Source organism: Streptomyces cinereoruber, assembly GCF_009299385.1.
In the GTDB taxonomy this organism is placed as follows: Bacteria; Actinomycetota; Actinomycetes; order Streptomycetales; family Streptomycetaceae; genus Streptomyces; species Streptomyces bikiniensis.
Map to the genome: position 1 here is coordinate 572,633 of NZ_CP023693.1, position 17,316 is coordinate 589,948.

Annotated in this window: 14 protein-coding genes and 1 pseudogene; 6 read left to right on the forward strand and 9 right to left on the reverse strand. The window is 74.9% G+C overall.

What is annotated here, in order from left to right; translation table 11 throughout:
- Positions 1-36: 36 nt before the first annotated feature.
- Positions 37-201, reverse strand: a complete 165-nt coding sequence (locus tag CP977_RS35640; protein WP_443728937.1) for a hypothetical protein — start codon at positions 199-201, stop codon at positions 37-39.
- Positions 202-221: 20 nt separating this feature from the next.
- Positions 222-509, reverse strand: a pseudogene (locus CP977_RS35645) (tRNA (adenosine(37)-N6)-threonylcarbamoyltransferase complex transferase subunit TsaD); the annotation flags it as partial.
- Between the two features lie 252 nt (positions 510-761).
- On the opposite strand from CP977_RS35645, the gene CP977_RS02610 reads away from it, so the two are divergent.
- Together CP977_RS02610 and CP977_RS02615 are read left to right on the forward strand one after the other, a co-directional pair.
- Entirely contained in the window at positions 762-1,751 is a 990-nt protein-coding gene (locus tag CP977_RS02610; protein WP_152369536.1) for an MBL fold metallo-hydrolase, read from the forward strand.
- A gap of 334 nt (positions 1,752-2,085) precedes the next feature.
- A complete protein-coding gene (locus tag CP977_RS02615) occupies positions 2,086-2,922 on the forward strand; it encodes a YqjF family protein (RefSeq protein WP_062757193.1) in 837 nt (278 codons plus the stop codon).
- Positions 2,923-3,078: 156 nt separating this feature from the next.
- On the opposite strand, the gene ligA is transcribed toward CP977_RS02615, so the two are convergent.
- Positions 3,079-5,145 (reverse strand): NAD-dependent DNA ligase LigA, encoded by a 2,067-nt coding sequence (ligA, locus tag CP977_RS02620; RefSeq protein ID WP_152369537.1) that lies wholly within the window; start codon positions 5,143-5,145, stop codon positions 3,079-3,081.
- 290 nt (positions 5,146-5,435) lie between these two features.
- Between ligA and CP977_RS02625 the strand changes: the two genes are divergently transcribed.
- The 3 genes from CP977_RS02625 (at position 5,436) to thpR (ending at position 8,654) form a co-directional block, all read left to right on the forward strand.
- Positions 5,436-6,314 (forward strand): peptidoglycan-binding domain-containing protein, encoded by an 879-nt coding sequence (locus CP977_RS02625; protein ID WP_152369538.1) that lies wholly within the window; start codon positions 5,436-5,438, stop codon positions 6,312-6,314.
- Between the two features lie 55 nt (positions 6,315-6,369).
- A complete protein-coding gene (locus CP977_RS02630; RefSeq protein WP_152369539.1) occupies positions 6,370-7,800 on the forward strand; it encodes a choice-of-anchor A family protein in 1,431 nt (476 codons plus the stop codon).
- A gap of 299 nt (positions 7,801-8,099) precedes the next feature.
- Entirely contained in the window at positions 8,100-8,654 is a 555-nt protein-coding gene (gene thpR / locus CP977_RS02635) for an RNA 2',3'-cyclic phosphodiesterase (RefSeq protein WP_062759107.1), read from the forward strand.
- Positions 8,655-8,664: 10 nt separating this feature from the next.
- On the opposite strand, the gene CP977_RS34425 is transcribed toward thpR, so the two are convergent.
- The 6 genes from CP977_RS34425 to CP977_RS02665 all read right to left on the reverse strand — a co-directional run bounded on the left by CP977_RS34425 (position 8,665) and on the right by CP977_RS02665 (position 16,746).
- The gene (locus tag CP977_RS34425; RefSeq protein ID WP_104860617.1) at positions 8,665-9,159 is read right to left on the reverse strand and encodes a hypothetical protein; all 495 of its coding nucleotides are present in this window, start codon (positions 9,157-9,159) and stop codon (positions 8,665-8,667) included.
- A gap of 139 nt (positions 9,160-9,298) precedes the next feature.
- Positions 9,299-12,271 (reverse strand): DUF5682 family protein, encoded by a 2,973-nt coding sequence (locus CP977_RS02645; RefSeq protein WP_152369540.1) that lies wholly within the window; start codon positions 12,269-12,271, stop codon positions 9,299-9,301.
- Positions 12,268-13,389, reverse strand: coding sequence for an ATP-binding protein (locus CP977_RS02650; protein ID WP_152369541.1), 1,122 nt, complete (start codon positions 13,387-13,389; stop codon positions 12,268-12,270). Before CP977_RS02650 ends, CP977_RS02645 begins: the two co-directional genes overlap by 4 nt.
- A gap of 59 nt (positions 13,390-13,448) precedes the next feature.
- Positions 13,449-14,843, reverse strand: a complete 1,395-nt coding sequence (locus CP977_RS02655) for a VWA domain-containing protein (protein ID WP_152369542.1) — start codon at positions 14,841-14,843, stop codon at positions 13,449-13,451.
- Complete coding sequence (locus CP977_RS02660) at positions 14,840-16,273, reverse strand: hypothetical protein (protein ID WP_152371483.1); 1,434 nt, start codon at positions 16,271-16,273, stop codon at positions 14,840-14,842. Before CP977_RS02660 ends, CP977_RS02655 begins: the two co-directional genes overlap by 4 nt.
- On the reverse strand, positions 16,243-16,746 hold the full coding sequence (locus CP977_RS02665; RefSeq protein ID WP_079131361.1) for a hypothetical protein: 504 nt from the start codon (positions 16,744-16,746) through the stop codon (positions 16,243-16,245). The genes CP977_RS02660 and CP977_RS02665 overlap by 31 nt, the downstream gene beginning before the upstream one ends.
- Positions 16,747-16,976: 230 nt before the next feature.
- Between CP977_RS02665 and CP977_RS02670 the strand changes: the two genes are divergently transcribed.
- Positions 16,977-17,279, forward strand: a complete 303-nt coding sequence (locus tag CP977_RS02670) for a hypothetical protein (protein WP_062757200.1) — start codon at positions 16,977-16,979, stop codon at positions 17,277-17,279.
- Positions 17,280-17,316 lie beyond the last annotated feature (37 nt).

A 17,316-nucleotide genomic window follows, 5' to 3' on the forward strand; every position in this document is an offset into this window, starting at 1 on the left:
GTGGGAGCGGTCGGGTTCGCGTGGGGGGGGCGGTGGTCAGGCGGCTCGGGCGGAGGGGGCGGGGAGCGGGGTCAGGGAGGCGTACTCCAGGGGCGCGGACGGGTCGATGGACACGTCCAGCGGGGCGGGCTCCGCTCCCGAGCGGACGAGGAGGTCGCCGACGGCGGCGATCATGGCGCCGTTGTCGGTGCACAGGGTCATCGGCGGGACGCGCAGCTCGACCCCGGCGGCAGCGCACCGCCGCTCGGTGAGGGCGCGGACGCGGTGGTGACGGCGACCGCGTCGATCCGGTTCAGCCGCAGCCCCGCCTGATCGAGCGCTTCCCGGACGACCGGGTTGAAGGAGTGCAGGTGCGCCCGGGCGGCGATCTCGGGCACGACCCCGCCGAACCGCGCGTGCTCGTCCATGCTGGTCGCCACGACGTGCGCGAGCAGCTTCCCGTCCCGCACGATCCCCGCCCCGGTCTCGTCGCACGAGGACTCGATCCCGAGGACTACTGGTCCGCTCACCGCCGCGCTCCTTCTGCACTCTTCCTGCGGTCTTTCCGCAACTGCAATATATGTGCAACAAGAGGGGTGGGGGCGAACGGAGCGGGGTTTCCGAAGGCCCGGAGCCCGGTGGCGTCCGATGACATGATGATCGTCACGGGCGGGTGGCGGCGGCCGGTGGACCCGTGCCGCCGCCCGCCGCCCGTGACGTCCGTCGGCCGCCATCGGAGGAGAGCACGTGGAATACCGGATACGACCGGAAGAGGCCGGACGGTGAGCACGCGGCAGGCCCCGCCCCCGCTGCCCTCCTGGGCGACCTGGTGGCAGCGCCCCTTCCCCGACGCCAACACGCTGCTGCTCCACGGGCGGCGGCCGGCCCTGGTCGACTCCGGTTTCACGGGGCACGCCGAGGAGACCGCCGCCTGGGTCCGGGAGCGGGCCGGTCGGGTCGAGCTCGTCGTGAACACCCACTGGCACTCCGACCACGTGGGCGGCAACGCCCTCCTCCAGGCGCGGGGCGCGGGCGTCGCCGCCGGGGCGCCGGAGGCCGAGGCGATCGCGCGCCGGGACCCCGGCTGCTGCGCCGCGGAGTACCTGGACCAGCCGGTGGCCCCGTACACCGTCGACGTGTCGCTCGACGACGGGCAGGTGCTCCGGCTCGGCGACGCCGACTGGGAGGTCGTCCGCACCCCCGGGCACACGCCGGGCCACCTGGCCCTGTGGCAGCCGGACGAGGGGCTGCTCGTGGTCGGGGACGCGCTGTCGGACTACGACGTCGGCTGGGTGAACCTCGCCCTCGACGGCCCCGAGGCGGCCGCCACCGCGCTGGCCTCCCTCAAGCGGATGGCCGACCTCGGTCCGCGCGTGGTCCTGCCGTCCCACGGCCGGGTGCCCGCCGACCCGGCCGCCGCCTTCGCCGCCGCCCTGCGCCGGGCGCAGCGCCTCGTCGACGACCCCGCCGGGGCCGTCTGGTACGGCGCCCGCCGGATCTTCGCGTTCGCCCTGATGATCCGTGACGGCATCCCGGCCGGCGAGGTCGAGCCCTATCTGCTCGCCAGGGCCTGGCTGACCGACGCGGCCCGGCTCCTGGGCCTCGCGCCGGAGGCGCTGGCCGGCGAACTGGTCACGTCCATGCTCGGCAGCGGCGCCGTCGTCCTGCGGGACGGGCGCCTGTGCGCGGGCGTCCCGCACACCCCCGTACCGGCCGGGTCGCTGCGGGTGCCGTATCCGCGCGCGTGGCCGGGCCGTCGGGCCGGCCAGTGACGGTGACGAGGATCCGGTGCCGTACCGGCGCGCGTGGCCGGGTCGCCGGACGACGAGCCCGAGGACGAGCCGGACGAGTGCCGTACCCGCGCGCGTGGCCGGGTCCGGTGCCGCGCTGACGGTCGCCGTACGCCCCGGGCCCTGGTTCGGGCGGTCGTCCAGCGCAGCACCGTGTCCCCGTCGTGGGTGAGCCACGTGCCGTCGCCGAGCGGTAGGACGGAGACTCCCGGTGCCCACGGGCGGTCGAGCGCGGCGAGGGGTTCGGGCGTGCGGGCGTCGCGCGCCTCGGGGCCCGCCGCTTCCCCGGCCGCCCGTGCTGCCGGATACTTCTGCGATGCCGCCGACGCAGACCGCCCCGGAGCCCGAGCCCGTATCGGCCGATCCCCCGTCCCGTACGGGCCGCACCCTGCTCACCCAGTCCTGGCTGGACCTGGCGTTCCTGCACTGGCCGGTGGAGCCCGCCGAGGTGGCTCCGCTGCTGCCGGCCGGGACCGCGCCCGACACCCTCGACGGGGTCACGTACGTGGGGCTCGTCGCCTTCCGGATGCACCGCGTCGGATGGTTCCGGCTGCCGGGGCTGCCCTATCTCGGGTCCTTCCCGGAGACCAACGTGCGCCTGTACTCGGTGGACGCCCACGGGCGCCGGGGCGTCGTCTTCCGGTCCCTCGACGCGTCCCGGCTGGTCCCCGTGGCCGTGGGGCGGTGGGCCTTCCGCATCCCGTACGTGTGGTCGCGGATGTCCGTCCGGTACGACGGTTCCACCGTCGCGTACGAGAGCAGCCGGCGGTGGCCCGGGCCGCGCGGGGCGCGGAGCGCGATCGCCGTGGAGGTCGGGGAGCCGGTCGAGGAGCCCACGGCGCTCGAACACTTCCTGACCGCCCGCTGGGGCATGCACAGTGCGTTCCGCGGGCGTCCGCTCTACCTGCCCAACACGCATCCCCGCTGGCCGCTGCACCGGGCCCGGCTGCTGCGCTGCGACGAGACGCTGGTCGAGGCCGCCGGTCTGCACCGGCCGCTCGGGGAGCCCGTCAGCGTGCTGTACTCGCCGGGCGTGCCCGTACGGTTCGGCGGACCGCCCCGGCTCCCGGCCGGGGTCTCCGTACCGCGCCCCCGGTCGGGCGGGGACCGGGCCGTCGGCGGGGAGGGGTCGCCGCCTCGGCCGCGGCCCTGATCAGGGCGCCGAAGGCGTCGGCGTCCTCCCGGACGGCGGCGAGCACGAGGCCGGCGGCGAGTCTGTCGGGCCCGTGGCCCTCCAGGGCGTCGAAGACGTGGAACTCCGGGCCGTCCGCGCGGTGATCGGAGGCGCACGGCCGGCCGTGTCTCCGGACTACTCCAGGTGGTCGGCGACCAGGGCGGCGAAGTCCTCCGGGGTCAGGACCTCGACGCCCGCCTCCTGCGCCTTGACCGCCTTGGAGCTCGGCTTGCCGCCGGCCGTCGGGGCGGCGACCAGGAAGGCGGTACGGGAGTTGACGGAGCCGCCCATGCGGCCGCCGGCCCTCTCGATGAGGGCGCCCATCTCGGAGCGTCCCCAGCCGTCGAGGGGGCCGGTCATCTTCCCGGTCACGACGACGGTCTTACCGCTCAGCGGCCCCTCGGCGGCGTCCTCCGCCCGCTCCGGTCGCGGCTCGGTCATGGTGACGCCGGCCGCGATCAGCTTGTCGATCACGGGGGCCAGCACGGCGACCTGCTCCACGACGACCGGGGCCTTCTCCGGGCCTATGCCCTCGACGTCCTGGAGGGTGTCGGCGTCGGCCGCGCGGATGGCCTCCATGGTGCCGAAGTGGGCGGCGATGCGCCGGGACATGCTGCGGCCGGTGCCGGGGACGCCGAGGGCGCAGAAGACGCGGCTGAGGGGTCGGGTCTTGGCGAGCCGGATCTGCTCGGCCAGTCTGGCGCCGCGCTTGGCGCTGCCGGAGGCGGCGGTGAGCTGCTCCTCGGTGAGGGTGAACAGATCTGCGACGTCGCCGACGTCACCGGAGGCGATCAGCGCGTCGACGTACTTCCTGCCGAGGCCGTCGATGTCGAGGATGTCGCGCCCTGCGGCGTACTCGATGAGCGGGGCGAGCGCGCAGGCGGTGCCCTTCGCGCAGCGCCACCGCTCCTGGCTCTTGTCGATCCCGCCGCCGCAGTGGGGGCACTCGTGGGGCAGCGGGACGGGGACGGCGTCCTGCGGGCGGAGTTCGACGACGGCGGCCTGGACGCGGGGGATGATGTCGCCCGCCTTGTAGACGGTGACGGTGTCGCCGATGTGGAGGTCGCGGCGGAGGATGTCGGCCGGGTTGTGGAGGGTGGCGCGGGTGACCGTGGAGCCGTCGAGCTCCACCGGGGCGAGCACCGCGGTGGGGGCGAGCACGCCCGTGCGGCCGACCTCCCAGAACACGTCCTGGAGGACGGTCTGCCGTTCGACGGCGGGGAGCTTGTAGGCGACGGCCCAGTAGGGGAAGCGGGTGCCGAAGCCGGCCGTGGCCTGCTCGGTGGCGCTGTCGGCCTTGACGACGACGCCGTCGATGCCGAACGGCAGGCTCGCGCGCAGCGCGGCGATCGCGTCGACCTTCTCCTGCGCCTCGTCGAGCGTGGCGACCGTGTGCAGCCCGGCCGGGGTGTCCGCCGTGGTCCGCACCCCGGCCCGCGCGACGGCGGCGAGGGTCTCGGCGTGGCCGGCGCCGGCGGGCAGGAAGGGCACGCCGTCCAGTTCGACGGCGCCGTACGCCCAGAAGGTCATGGCGAGCCGGTAGGGGCGGTCCTTGGCCCGCAGGGTGCCGGCCGTTCCGTTGCGCGGGTTGGCGAAGACTCCGGCGCCGTGCGCGGCCCGTGTCTCGTTGGCGGCCTCGAACTGCTCCTGGGTGAAGAGGACTTCACCCCGGGCCTCGAAGGTGGCGGGCACGGGCAGTTGCTCGGGGAGGCCCACGACGGTGCCGATGACGTGGCTGGCGTCCTCGCCGTGGGTGCCGTCGCCGCGCGTGATGATCTGCGTGAGGCGGCCGTCGCGGTAGCGGGCGGCGACGGCCGCGCCGTCCATCTTGGGCTCGACGGTGAACCCGCCCGCCGGTTCGTGTCCCAGGCGGCGCCGGAGCGACGCGCCCCAGGCGGTGAGCTGTTCGGGGGTGAAGACGTTGTCGAGGCTGAGGAGGCGCGCGGTGTGGGCGACGTCTCCGGCGGGGGCCGCGCCGTCGGCGACCCGGCCCGTGGGCGAGTCCGGGGCGGTCTCGTCGGGGTGCTCCGCCTCCCAGTCCAGCACGGCCAGGCGCAGCCGGTCGTACGCGGCGTCGTCCATGAGGCTGTAGCCCGCCCCGTAGTAGGTGCGGGAGGCGTCGCGCAGACGCTGGACGGCGGCCTCGTACTCGGCGCGGCCGGACATGCTGAAAGGCGCCTCAACGGCGGAAACGTTCGTCATGGGAACATCCTTGCCCACGGGTCTGACAATGCCTCGGGCCGACGCCGCCCCGGCGGCGTCGCGCTCGGACTCCCCCTCGGGCCCATCGCGGTCCGCCTTCGCGTCGCGGTACTACCGGCGCCGCTTTTTCCTGTGACCTGCGTCACGCATTAAAAGTCCTTTAAGAAACAAGGTCTCGGAAAGCCCAATTTGTGGCGTTCTGTCAACAGTTGACGCTTGCTTTGAACAACGGTCAATATCTCCACGACTTCGTCACACCCCCCTCGGCTTCACCTCATCTGGAGCACTTGATGCGCAACAGGGCTGCCCCGACCACAGCTGCCGCTTCCGTCACCCGCGAGTCGGCGGGCGCGGAGCGCCGGGGCGAGCGGGTCTTCGGGAAGGTCGCGGAGCCGCGCCCGGACGGCACGGGGGCGCGGGGGCAGGACATCGAGCTCTTCGACGCGACCGTCCGGCTCCCGAAGGTCCCCTCCGGGGCCGCGGAGGCGCCCGCCCCCGGGCCGCGCCGGTCCCGGCGCGCCCGGGCGGCGGCTCCGGCGTGGCGGTCCATGCCGCTTCCCCTGATGCTCGCGGGCGCGCTCTCCGCGGGGTTCGGCGCCGCGGTGGCGGTGTGGGTCTCCGCCGAGCCCGACTCCGTACCGGCGTCTCACCCGTCCGTCTCGCTCCCCGTCCTCGCGACGCGGGCCCCGTCCCCCGCCCCGGAGGCCGCCTCCGACGCGTCCCCGTCCCCCGCGGCGAGCACCGCGCGGACGACGCCGTCCGCCCCGCCCGCGCCCGGCCCCTCCGACTCCTCCTCCAAGACCCCCTCCCCCAGCGCCACCCCGCCCACCTCCTCCCCGAGCACCACTGCCGCTTCCTCCCCCGCGACCACCCCGACGCCCACACCGTCCTCGTCGCACCGCCACCGCCCCTCGCACCCCGACCGGGACGAGGAGGAGCGGCACGAAGGGAAGCGGGGCGGGATCGCACGGGGAAGCACCGGACCCGAGGTCGCCGACCTCCAACGGCGGCTCCAAGAGGTCGAGTCGTACGCCGGCCCGGCCGACGGGATCTTCGACGAGACCCTGGAAACGGCCCTGCGCCGCTACCAGGCGTCCCGGTACATCCCGCAGGAGGACGGGGTCTACGGACCGCTCACCCGCGCCGTCCTGCGCGCCGAGACCGACTGAACCCGCCTCCCTCCCCACCACCCCCCTCACAGGAAAACCAGAAAGGTCCACGCACATGAGCAACACCGGAAGAGCACGCGCACGGCTGAGCAGCGCCGTGGCCGTCGCGCTCGTCCTCGGCCTCACCACCGCGGGCAACGCCCTGGCCGTGCCCTCCGCCCCCGCCCCGGGGACCACCCGGACCTGCCCGGCCCCCGGCCAGGAGCCCGGGATCGGTCACGAGCCGCGGTTCCTCGACGCCAACGTGGCCCTCTACGCCGGCGGCGACTACACCGCCGACGGCGCGACCGCCGAGGCCGAGGGCCTGCTCGTCATCGGCGGGGACGCCACCTTCGCCAAGGGGTCCGGCGGCACCTTCAACGTGGGCCGGGTCGGCGCCGGTTCCGGCATCCTGCCCGACTCCGGAGCGGTCATGCTCTCCGTGGGCGGGAACCTGACGATCGCCGAGGACACGCGGGTCGACGTCGGCCACGGCCTCACGGCCGGTCCCCGCTACGGCGGCGCGGTCCGCGTCGGCGGCGAGATAGACGAGAAGGGCGCCCTGGAGACCAACGGCGGCAGCCGCGCCTCGGGCCTGGGCGCGCGGGGCGCCCTCGCCCCGTACGACACCTTCGGCGACACCGTACGGGGCGAGTCTGCCTCTCTGGGCGCGCTGAAGACCACGGGCACGAGCGTGCGCTCGGGCGGCACGGTCACCTTCACGGGCGGCGGTTCCGGCGGGCCGCAGGTGTTCGAGATCTCCGCCGAGGAGCTCGACGGCGCCTCGTCCTTCGACTTCCGGTCGATCCCCGAGGGGGCGTCGGTCGTGGTGAACGTGACGGGTGGCGGTTCGGTCGGCATCTCCCCGCTGTCCGTCGCGTTCAACGGCGAGCGCGTGGACGTGTACGGCTCCGCGCGCTTCGGCGAGGCCGCGTCCCGGATCCTCTACAACTTCGTGGCGGCCCCGTCGATCGCCCTCGGCGGCGGCGGGAACTTCATGGGCTCGATCCTCGCGCCCAAGGCGTCCGCCGACCTGACGGCCAGCACGAACGGCCGTGTCTACGTCGGCGGCGACCTGCGGACCCACGGCTCGGGCAACGAGACCCACAACTACCCGTGGAACGGCTCCTCGACCTTCTCCTGCAAGACGACGCCGGGCGGCCCGGGCACCACGCCCGCGCCGACGCCGACGAAGCCCGGGACCGAGCCCTCCGCCCCGGCGCCCTCCGCCACGCCGTCCGCGGGCGAACCCACCCCGCCCGGCACCCCGGAGACGACGGCGCCGGGGACCTCCGAGCCCTCCGCGCCGCCCACGGAGGACGCCTCCGCCCCCGCCGTGCCCGGTACGACGGCACCCTCGCCGTCCGCCACCGACGACGGTGACGGGTCGCTCGCGACCACGGGAGCGCAGTTCACCCCGTACGCGGTGGCCGCCGGGGTCCTCGCCGCCGCCGGCGCCGGGATCCTGGTGCTCACCCGTCGCCGCCGGGCCCTCGGCCGGCACTGACCCCGAACCCTCGCGATGCCCCGGAGACGACGACCGCCTCCGGGGCATCGCCCTGCCCGCGTCCGGGGCATCCGGGGCGTCCGGTGCCGGTGCCGGTGCCGGTGCCGGTCGCGGGGCGTCGGCCGCGTACCCTCGCCTCGGAACGGCGCGACGGACGGTGCGCGGGAAACGGGGAACGGAAGATGGGCGAGGGGCCGGGACGGGTTGCGCGGTCCGACGGACGCGCCGGAGCCGGTGAGGTCGGCGAGGTCGGTGGGACCGACGGGGTCGGCGGGGATGAGCAGGCGCGGTCCGCGACCGTGCGCGTGTTCATCGCGCTCGCGCCGCCCGACGACGCGAAGGGCGAGCTGGCCGAGGCGCTGGGCCCGGCCTACGAGGCGTATCCGCGCATGCGGTGGAACCGCATCGAGGACTGGCACATCACGCTGGCGTTCCTCGGCGAGCTGCCGGTCGCGACCGTTCCGCTCCTCCGGGCGCCGCTCGCGGACCTCGCGGCCTCGCGCCGGCCGGTCGAACTGGCGCTGCGCGGCGGCGGGCACTTCGACGATCGGGTGCTGTGGAGCGGGATCGACGGGGACCTGGAGGGGCTGCACGGGCTCGCGACCGAGGTGCGCGCGGTGGTCGGGGAGTGCGGCATCCCCTTCGAGGGCCGGCCGCTGCGCCCGCACCTGACGCTGGCCCGCGCCCGCCGCGACGATCCGTCCTCCGTACTGGAGGCGGCCGCCGGGCTCGCCGGGTTCAGCGGGCGGCGGTGGCGGGCCGCGCGCCTGCACCTGGTCGGCAGCGACTTCGGGCGCGGCCCGGGGCCGATCCGCTACCGCGACGTCGAGTCCTGGCCCTTCGGCGGGGCCTGAAGGGCTTGGTTCAAGGGCCGTACACGCGACGGCAGAGGTCGGCCGCGCCCATGGGGGCGTCGATCCGTTCGGCCTGCCGGCAGAGCCGGCGCAGCTCGGGCTGCCCGGCGGCGGGGGCGGACGGGCGGCTGCGGGGCCGGTCCTTCTTCGGGGGCTGGTTCTTCTTCGGGGGCCGGAGGACGGCCCGCGTCCGGTTCTTCTTCGTCGGCTCCTTCTTCCTTCCCGTCTCCTTCCTCGTCCTCTCCGGGGGCGGGGCCGCCGCCGGCCGGGGGGAGGCGGGTGCCGGGGCGGGTGCGGTGCGGGGCTCCGTCGTGGCGAGCGCCTCGCGCGGGGCCGCCGGTGTGGGATCCGGCCAGGTCGGCAGCGGTGCGGGGGCGCGTTCGGCCGCCGGGGCGAGGGCGGCGGGGCGGTCCGTCGGGTCCGGGGCGGGGCCGTGCGGGACGGCCACGCAACCGGCCGTGAGGAGCACGGCGGTCAGGAGGTACGCGGTGCGGCGGGCGTGCATGGGGCCACGCTGCCCGAGCCCGTACGGGACGGGGAGGCCGCGCGGCCCGTATCACCGTGACGAGTGAACCGGCCCCGTGGGTGGACGGGGCCGGTCCGTGTCGTCGGCCCCTGTCGCGGGTCCGTGTCGTCGGCCCTCGTCACCGGTCCGCGAGGAGGGCCGCCACCGCGTGGGCGGTGTCCGGGTGGCGGCCCGTCAGGGACGGCGGGCGGGGGGCCGTACCGGCCGGGGCCCACGGTTCGTCGCAGCCGAGGAGCCGTGCCAGCGCGTCGCAGGTGTCCGGGTGGACGGGTAGGAGCACGGCGCCGGTCGCGGCCGGGGGCGGCCCGCCGGCCGGGGCCCACTCCCCCGCGCAGCCCAGGAGTTCCGCGAGGGCGTCGCAGGTCGCCGGGTGCGCGGGCAGGAGCGCCGCGCCGCGCGGGGCGCCCACCGCCGGGCCGGGGCGGGCGGCGCGGGGTGCGGCCGGGGGCCGGCGCCACGGCGGGATCCAGTCGTCCAGGGCGGGAAGCCGGGCCGGGAAGATCCGTCCCGCCTCGCGGATGAGCAGCGGGGCGAGGTCCCCGGCGTTCGAGCGGAGGGTCGTGATGAGGACCGGCAGCCAGGGCAGCAGGACGGCGTCCGGCAGCCGCCCGAAGGCGTTCGACACGGCCTCCACCACGACGTCCGCGAGGCCCGGCACCGGTTCGAGGGCGTGCACGAAGCCGCTGAGGTAGCGCGGGTAGGAGGGCACGACCAGGGGACTGGCGAGCAGTTCGTCGCAGCGGGCCCGCAGTTCCTGCCGGGAGAGGGTGCCGAGCTGCACCTGTGCCGCCCAGAGCAGCGCCGTCTTCGCGGGGTCCTTCGGGTGCGACTGGGCGACGGCCAGCTCCAGCTGGGTCCTGTCGCAGCCCAGGGACAGGGCCAGGCCCTCCATGCTGAAGAGGAAGCCCAGCATGGCCGCCACCTGTCCCGTGGTCGCGTCCTCGTCCTGGAAGGCCGTGGGCAGCAGGGTGCAGTAGTGGGCGTAGCCGGTGCGGACGAAGGACTCGATCCACGGGGGCAGCACCGGTTCGGCGGTGCGGTAGTACGCGAGGAGGCCGCGCACCCGGCGCAGCACCTCCGGCGCCCCGTCCACCGTGCGCTCGCCCGCGAGGACCTCCAGGGCGCGGTGGCCCAGCTCGTCGGCGAGCCGTCGGCCGCCGAGGTACAGGGTGGCGTCCTCGACGGCCGCGAGGACCTCGGCCGTCGTGGCCCGCGCTCCGTGGGCGGTGCGGCGCAGGCGCTGCTCCAGGACCTGTTCGAGGCTGACGCCCTCGTAGCCCAGCTCGATGAGGGCCCGCTGGTGGGTGCCGAGGGCGAGGTCCCAGGACTCCTGGACGGACCGCTCGCCCAGTCTCCGCTCCCCCATGACGGGCCGCGCCGCGCCGTGGGGCATCAGGCGGCGCAGCATCCACAGGACGTCGGAGCAGGACCGCAGTTCCGGCCGGGAGGCCATGTCGAGCAGGGCCCGGCGCACACCGCGCTGCTGGAGGTTCAGCTCCAGCGGGGCGAGCCGGTCGTGGACGTCGCGGGCGAGGGGTGGCAGCGCCTCGTAGCCGACCCGGCCGATCCGGTCGCCGCCCATCATGATCTCGACGATCCTGCGCACGTCCCGCCGGCCGGGCACGCCGTCCTTCTCGATGCAGGTGACCGCCGCGTCCTGGAAGTCGTACGGGGTGGGCTTGGCCCGGTCCCGCATGCCGGCGAGCAGGATCGAGGTCTCGAAGACGGCGATGGCGTCGGCGGTGGAGGCGAGGTAGCCGTTGCGACGGGCGGCGCGGACGACGTCCACGGACCAGCCGAGCAGTTCGGCCTCGTCGAGGGTGTCGAGGACGGGCGGCCGCCGGAGGAACCCGGAGAGGCGATCCTCGGCGGGGGCGGGGGCGGGGGCCGGGCCCAGGTCCGGGATCGCGGCGGGCGCCGCCGCCCTCTCCGCCGGGGTCTTCTTCTCGGGGGTCTTCTTCGTGCCGGCCTGTCCCTCCAGGCGGTACGGCTTCACGCGGGTGCGCCTGAGGTTCTTCGCCCACTGCGCCGCGGCGATCGACACGGAGCCGGAGGCCAGGCCGAACTGCGCCTCGATGGCGGCGTGGCTGGACGGGATCAGGCCGTACTGCCAGGTCGTGGTGGTGCGCGGGGAGATCTCGAAGCCGTCGGCGCCGTGCACGCCGAACTCCTCGACGCGGCTGGCCGCGTGGAAGGCACCGCAGACGTACAGGCAGTCCGCCGGGTCGGTGCCGGTCGCGGCCAGGTGCTCGCGCATCCGGGTCCACATGTGGCGCTCGCGGTCCTCGTCCACGCGGACGCGGTCCCCGTCGCCGGGGGCGAGCCGCCGGAAGAGGCTGCCTATGAGGAACATGACCTGGCGGTAGGTGTCGTGGTCGCCGTCGCCGAGCGGGACCTCGACGTACTGGTGCCACCACTCCGACCAGTGCCGCACCCTGCCGTGGCGCAGCAGGTGCTCCTCCAGTTCGGCGAAGCGGGGGCGCAGGTCGCCGATCTCGACGCCGACGGCCTCGCCGTGCAACGCGGCCCCGTCCTCCCGGGTCTCCTCCTCCTGGTCGTCGCCCGCCGGACGGCGGGCGTCCCACTGGAAGACGTGGTCGGAGGAGCGGTCGACGAGGACGAGTTCCACGCCGGGGGTGTCGAGGGCGTACGCGACGGCCTGGTACTCGGCGGAGGCCTCCGTGATCGGGGCGACGACGGACAGCGGGGCCCAGTCGGGCGGGAAGCCGTCGATGTCGCTCGCGAACGCCTGCACCGCGACCGGCAGCCGGCAGTTGCGCAGCTCGGTCAGGAGCGGGGCCATGTCCTCGCACAGCTCCAGGTAGACGACCTTGGGCCGCTTCTCGCGCAGTCGGCGGGCCATGGCGAGGGCGGAGGCGGGCGAGTGGTGGCAGACGGGGAAGATCTCCAGCGGTTCGCGGACCGCCCGGTCGACGTCGTCGACCATGCCGAGGAGGATGCCCTCCAGGGCGTCCGGTCCGCCCGCGAACTCCTCCGCCGCGGCGTGCAGTTGCGCGCGCAGGGAGGCGAAGACGCGGCCGGGACCCGTCCCGGCACCGGGGGCCGTACGGGGGTCGGGGGCCGCGCTCATGCCAGCTTCGCGATCGCCTCGCGACCGCCCTCCAGGAACTCGGGCCAGGACCCGCCCTCCTCCTTGCCCCGGGGCTCGACGACGCCGTGGAGGTACTTGTTGAGGATGGCGAGGTCCTCGGGCTCGCGGCGGGCGAGGGTGCCGACGAGCGAGGCGGCGAGGGTGCGGGCGGTGAGGGTGCGCTCGCCGAAGAAGTTGCCGTGCAGGATCGAGTCCTCCAGGACGCCGATCTGTTCGGCGGTGGAGAGCGCGGACTCCAGCTTCTCGTCGTCGCCGCCGGCCGCGGCGGCGGAGGCGCGCAGGTCGGCGAAGCTCTGGAGGAGGACGTCGAGGAGGGTGGGCGGCACGTCCAGTTCGATCCGGTGGCGGCGCAGCAGCTCCTCGGTGCGGAAGCGGACGATCTCGGCCTCGCTCTTCTTGTTCGTCACGACGGGGATGCGGACGAAGTTGAACCGGCGCTTGAGCGCGGAGGAGAGGTCGTTGACGCCCCGGTCGCGGCTGTTGGCGGTGGCGATGACCGAGAAGCCGGGCTTGGCGAAGACGATGTTCTCGCCGTCGGCGCCGTCGAGTTCGGGGACGGAGATGTACTTCTCGGAGAGGATCGAGATCAGGGCGTCCTGGACGTCGCTGGTGGAGCGGGTCAGCTCCTCGAAACGGCCGATGGTGCCGGTCTCCATGGCGGTCATGATCGGCGAGGGGATCATCGACTCGCGGGACTGGCCCTTGGCGATGACCATGGAGACGTTCCAGGAGTACTTGATGTGGTCCTCGGTGGTGCCGGCCGTCCCCTGGACCACCTGCGTGGAGTTGCGGCTGATGGCGGCCGCGAGGAGTTCCGCGAGCCAGCTCTTGCCGGTGCCGGGGTCGCCGATGAGGAGGAGGCCCCGGTCGGAGGCGAGGGTGACGATGGAGCGCTCGACGAAGCTGCGGTCGCCGAACCACTTCTGCGCCACCTCGCGGTCCAGGCCGTCGGCGCGCTCGGAGCCCAGGACGAACAAGCGGACCATCTTCGGGGAGAGGCGCCAGGAGAACGGCTTGGGGCTGTCGTCGATCGACTCCAGCCAGTCGAGTTCCTCGGCGTACTTGATCTCGGCGGGAGCGCGGAGCAGGTCGGACATGCGAGGGGCCTTTCGGGTCTTCGGGGCTTCAGGTCATCGGGGCTCGGGGGCCCGGGTGCTCAGGTGAGGAAGGTCTTGAGTTCGTGCACGAGCTTGTCGACGCGGCCGGAGACCACCGGGGTGCCGAGCGCCTTGAACCGCTCCCGGAACCAGGGGTTGACCTCCTGCCGTCCCGAGCTGGTCACCGAGCCGACGGGGATGAACCGCACGCCGGAGCGGTGGACCGCCTCGATGCCCTCGTACAGCGGCTGCGAGCGGTCGAACTCGTAGAAGTCGGAGATCCAGACCATGACGGTGTTCTTCGGTTCGGCGATCTTCGGCCGGGCCATGGCCATCGCCACGGGTCCGTCGTTGCCGCCGCCGAGGTTGGTGCGCAGCAGCACGTCGAACGGGTCGCGCACCCAGGGGGTGAGGTCGATCGCGCGGGTGTCGTACGCGACGAGGTGGACGTCCACCTTGGGGAGCCCGGCGAAGATCGAGGCGAGGATGGTGCAGTTGACCATCGAGTCGACCATGGAGCCGGACTGGTCCACGACCACGATCAGCCGCTGGGGCGTGGTCCTGCGGGTCGTGTGCCGGTAGTAGAGGCGGTCGACGTAGAGCCGTTCCTCCTCCGGGCTCCAGTTGGTGAGGTTCTTCCAGATGGTGCGGTCGAGGTCCAGGTTGCGGAAGACCCGCTTGGGCGGGACCGAGCGGTCCAGCTCGCCGGCGGTGGCCTTCTCCACCTGGGTGCGGAGGACTTCGGCGACCTGGTCGACGTAACGCCGGATGAGGGACTTGGCGTTGGCGAGGGCGACGCCGGAGAGGTTGCCCTTGTCGCGGAGGAGCTGCTCGATCAGGGACATGCTGGGGGTGAGCCGGGCGGCCAGCTTCGGGTCGGCGAGGACCTCGCGCAGGCGCATGCGGCTGACCAGGTCGGCTTCGAGGGAGCCGAGTTCGGGCCCGAGGCCGCCGACCGGGCCGGTCGCCCGTCCGCCGCGCAGTCCGCCGGGCGGGCAGCCGAGGGCGCGTTCCAGCCAGCCGGTGTCGGACTGCCAGCGCGCCAGCTGTCCGGCGGAGACGGCGCCCGAGCCGGTGGAGAAGACGTTGAGCAGGAGTTTCGAGGCGAGGGCGGCGCGCCGGACCTCGGCGGCCCGGTCGCGATCCCCGTCCGGTTCGGCCTCCGGGGTCATCAGGCCGTCGAACTCGTCGGCCAGGTCCGGGTGGCGCTGGACGACGGAGTCGACGGAGGCGCCCGGGTCGAGCAGGGCGGGCGGCAGGCCGATGTCCTCGACGACGGCGAGGCTCGCCGACTCCAGGGCGGGCTGCTCCTCGGGGTCGAAGAGCCGGGCGAGGAGGCGCCAGTAGAGGACCTGGCGGCGGTTGTCGTCGGGATCGGGGACGGGGGCCGGGGCGGTGGAGGCCGTACCCGTGGAGCTCGTACCGGCGGAGGCCGGGGCGGTGGGGCCGGTCATGTGCGCAGCAGCTTTCCGGCTCGTTCGCGCAGGACGGCGACCGCGTCCGTGGCCGCCTTCTCCGCGCGGACCCCGGCCTTGTCGGTGGTCCCTCCGGCCCACGCGCCCGCGTGGACGGCGGTGGTCTTCTTCCGGACGGTCGTCTCGACGGCGAGCGGCTGGAGGACGAACTCCCCGGCGTCCCAGCGGAGCAGCCCCAGGCAGGCGCCGGACGCGGCGACCGCCTCCGGGGTGAGGGGCCCGGCGTCCGGGATCCGGTCGGTGTCGACGGCCAGCCGGTGTCCCGCGACGGTGAGGACCGTCGGCCCGTCGTCCGTGCGCTCCGCCGCGTACCCCTCCAGGAGGACGGGCACGGCGATGCGGGACGGGTGGCGGTCCAGCGGGGCGGTCACGGGGTCGGTCGCGGTGGAGAGGATCACCCGGGCCGTTGCGAAGGGGTCGGCGGGCTCTCCCGTACGGGCCCGTCCGTCGTCCCAGAGGAGGTCGCCCCCGGCGGTGAGGGGCATGGCGTCGAGCTCCACGGAGCGGCCCTCGCCCGCGGCGGCGAGCAGCGACATGCGGGGCCGGAGCAGCTGCCACAGGCCGGCGCCGACGACGGTGTCCGGCTTGGGCGCGGACACGGCGGCCCGGACCAGGCGCGGCGCGGTGCCGTCGGCGGGCTCGAACACGGCGTGGACCTGGGCCTGTACGGCGGTGGCGTGCTCCTGGAGGTCGATGCCGAGCGGCAGGAGGCGGCCGGTCGCCGTGGAGACGGCGGCGGGACGGGTGGCGCCGGGCAGGGTGAGGAGCAGGGCGCGCGTCCACAGGTCGGCCCAGCGGCGCACCGGGACGCGTTCCAGGGCGGTTCCCGGGCAGGAGGCGGCGAGTTCGGCCGCGAATCCGTCGAGGAGCGTGGCCTGCCGGCGCAGCGCCGGGTCCGGGAGCAGGGCGGAGACGACGGGCGCGGCGCCGCCGACGAGGTCGTGGTCGATGCCCCGCCAGCCGGCGCGGGCGAGGTCGCACAGCCAGGCGCGGGCGGCGGCGAGCACGTGTGCGGCGGGCTCCTCCTCCACGGCACCCACGGACCCCGGGGGTGTCGGCTCGGCGGGCGGGCGGCCGGTGGCGTCCGCGACGCGGGCCGTCAGGGCGTCGTGCGCGGAGCCCATGAGGGCGGTGCGGGCGGCGGCGAGCGCGACGAAGTGGTCCTCGCCGGCGGCACCGGCCGCGGCCTTGTCGGCCGCCTCGGCGACCCGCGTCGCCAGCGGGGTGCCGGCGACGGCGTCCACCAGGGCGGCGAGTCCGTCGGCCTGCTCGGGCCCGGGGCGGAGCAGGCCGGCGACGAGCACCCGGTCGAAGGCGTCGACGGCGTCCAGGGCCTCGTCGAGGCCGTCGAGGGGGTCGGTGAGCAGGTCCACGCGCATCAGGCCACCGCCCTCGTCGGCGGGAACCAGTGCATCTCGGGCACCGGCAGGGTGGTCGGCTCCAGTTCGAGGTAGGCCAGGTGGCGCAGGAACCGGCTGAACACCGGGGCGGCGGCCGAGGTGTCGCCCTGCGCGGGGCGCGTGGCGGTCATCGCCGAGACGAGCGCGGCGGCGCCGGGCTCCGCGTCGGGCGTGTCGGCCTTCAGGTAGCGGGCGACGCGCCCGGCGCCGTACTGGAGGACGGCCTCGGTGACGAGCGCGCGGAGGTGGTTGCAGAAGCTGCCGCGCGCGCCGCCGCAGGGGCGGTTGTTGTTGGTGCTGCACGCGAACGCGTACGTCCCGGCGGCGATGGAGGACACGTACACGCGTCCCGTGTCGGATCCGCTGGACACGACGCCCTGCAACCGTCCGTCGGCCAGCTCGACGAACGGCACCTTGGCGAGTTTCCGCGGTCGCGCGGGCGGTACCACCCGCGCCGTACTCGACCTCTCCCAGACCGGCAACGACCTCTCCCATGCACGTCGAAGGGGGTGTTCACACCTGATCGGCGGAACGTCGACGAACCTATCCCCGGCCACTGACAACGGCTTCGGAGGCGGCGGTCCCCCGGATCGCGGCCGCTTCTACGCCTGGCGGGTGAAACCCGGCGGGTGGGTTGGATCTTGGAGGCGCCCGCGCGATACCTGTGGGGCGGGCCCGCGTCGAGGCGGGACATTCCACAGTGAGGACACCCATGCGTGCACGAACGGTTCTGATCTCCCTGGTCGCGGCGGGTTCGCTGCTGGGTCCGGCCGCGCCCGCCCAGGCCGACGCCGTCGGCGACGTCGTCGTCTTCTCCACCGAGGCGCAGGCGCTGGACGTCTACAGCGACCCGTCCGGCTGCCAACGGCTGCCCGCGGTCGCGCACGTGCTGACGAACCGGACGGACAAGCCGGTGAGGATCTACGGCAACCCGTTCTGCCTCGGTCCCTCGGTGGCCGTCCAGCCCGGGTACGGAACCCATGTCCCGGGCGGCGCGGGGTCGTTCTCGGCCTGACGCCGGCGCCGAGGGCACGCCGGAGGGGTTGGGGTCC

Excerpts from the sequence above, each read along its gene's own strand:
- CP977_RS02645 (WP_152369540.1), bottom strand. The coding sequence starts at position 12,271 with ATGAGCGCGGCCCCCGACCCCCGTACGGCCCCCGGTGCCGGGACGGGT.
- CP977_RS02650 (WP_152369541.1), bottom strand. The coding sequence starts at position 13,389 with ATGTCCGACCTGCTCCGCGCTCCCGCCGAGATCAAGTACGCCGAGGAA.
- CP977_RS02630 (WP_152369539.1), top strand. The coding sequence starts at position 6,370 with ATGAGCAACACCGGAAGAGCACGCGCACGGCTGAGCAGCGCCGTGGCC.
- CP977_RS02625 (WP_152369538.1), top strand. The coding sequence starts at position 5,436 with ATGCGCAACAGGGCTGCCCCGACCACAGCTGCCGCTTCCGTCACCCGC.
- CP977_RS35640 (WP_443728937.1), bottom strand. The coding sequence starts at position 201 with ATGACCCTGTGCACCGACAACGGCGCCATGATCGCCGCCGTCGGCGAC.
- ligA (WP_152369537.1), bottom strand. The coding sequence starts at position 5,145 with ATGACGAACGTTTCCGCCGTTGAGGCGCCTTTCAGCATGTCCGGCCGC.
- CP977_RS02655 (WP_152369542.1), bottom strand. The coding sequence starts at position 14,843 with ATGACCGGCCCCACCGCCCCGGCCTCCGCCGGTACGAGCTCCACGGGT.
- CP977_RS34425 (WP_104860617.1), bottom strand. The coding sequence starts at position 9,159 with ATGCACGCCCGCCGCACCGCGTACCTCCTGACCGCCGTGCTCCTCACG.
- CP977_RS02615 (WP_062757193.1), top strand. The coding sequence starts at position 2,086 with ATGCCGCCGACGCAGACCGCCCCGGAGCCCGAGCCCGTATCGGCCGAT.
- CP977_RS02670 (WP_062757200.1), top strand. The coding sequence starts at position 16,977 with ATGCGTGCACGAACGGTTCTGATCTCCCTGGTCGCGGCGGGTTCGCTG.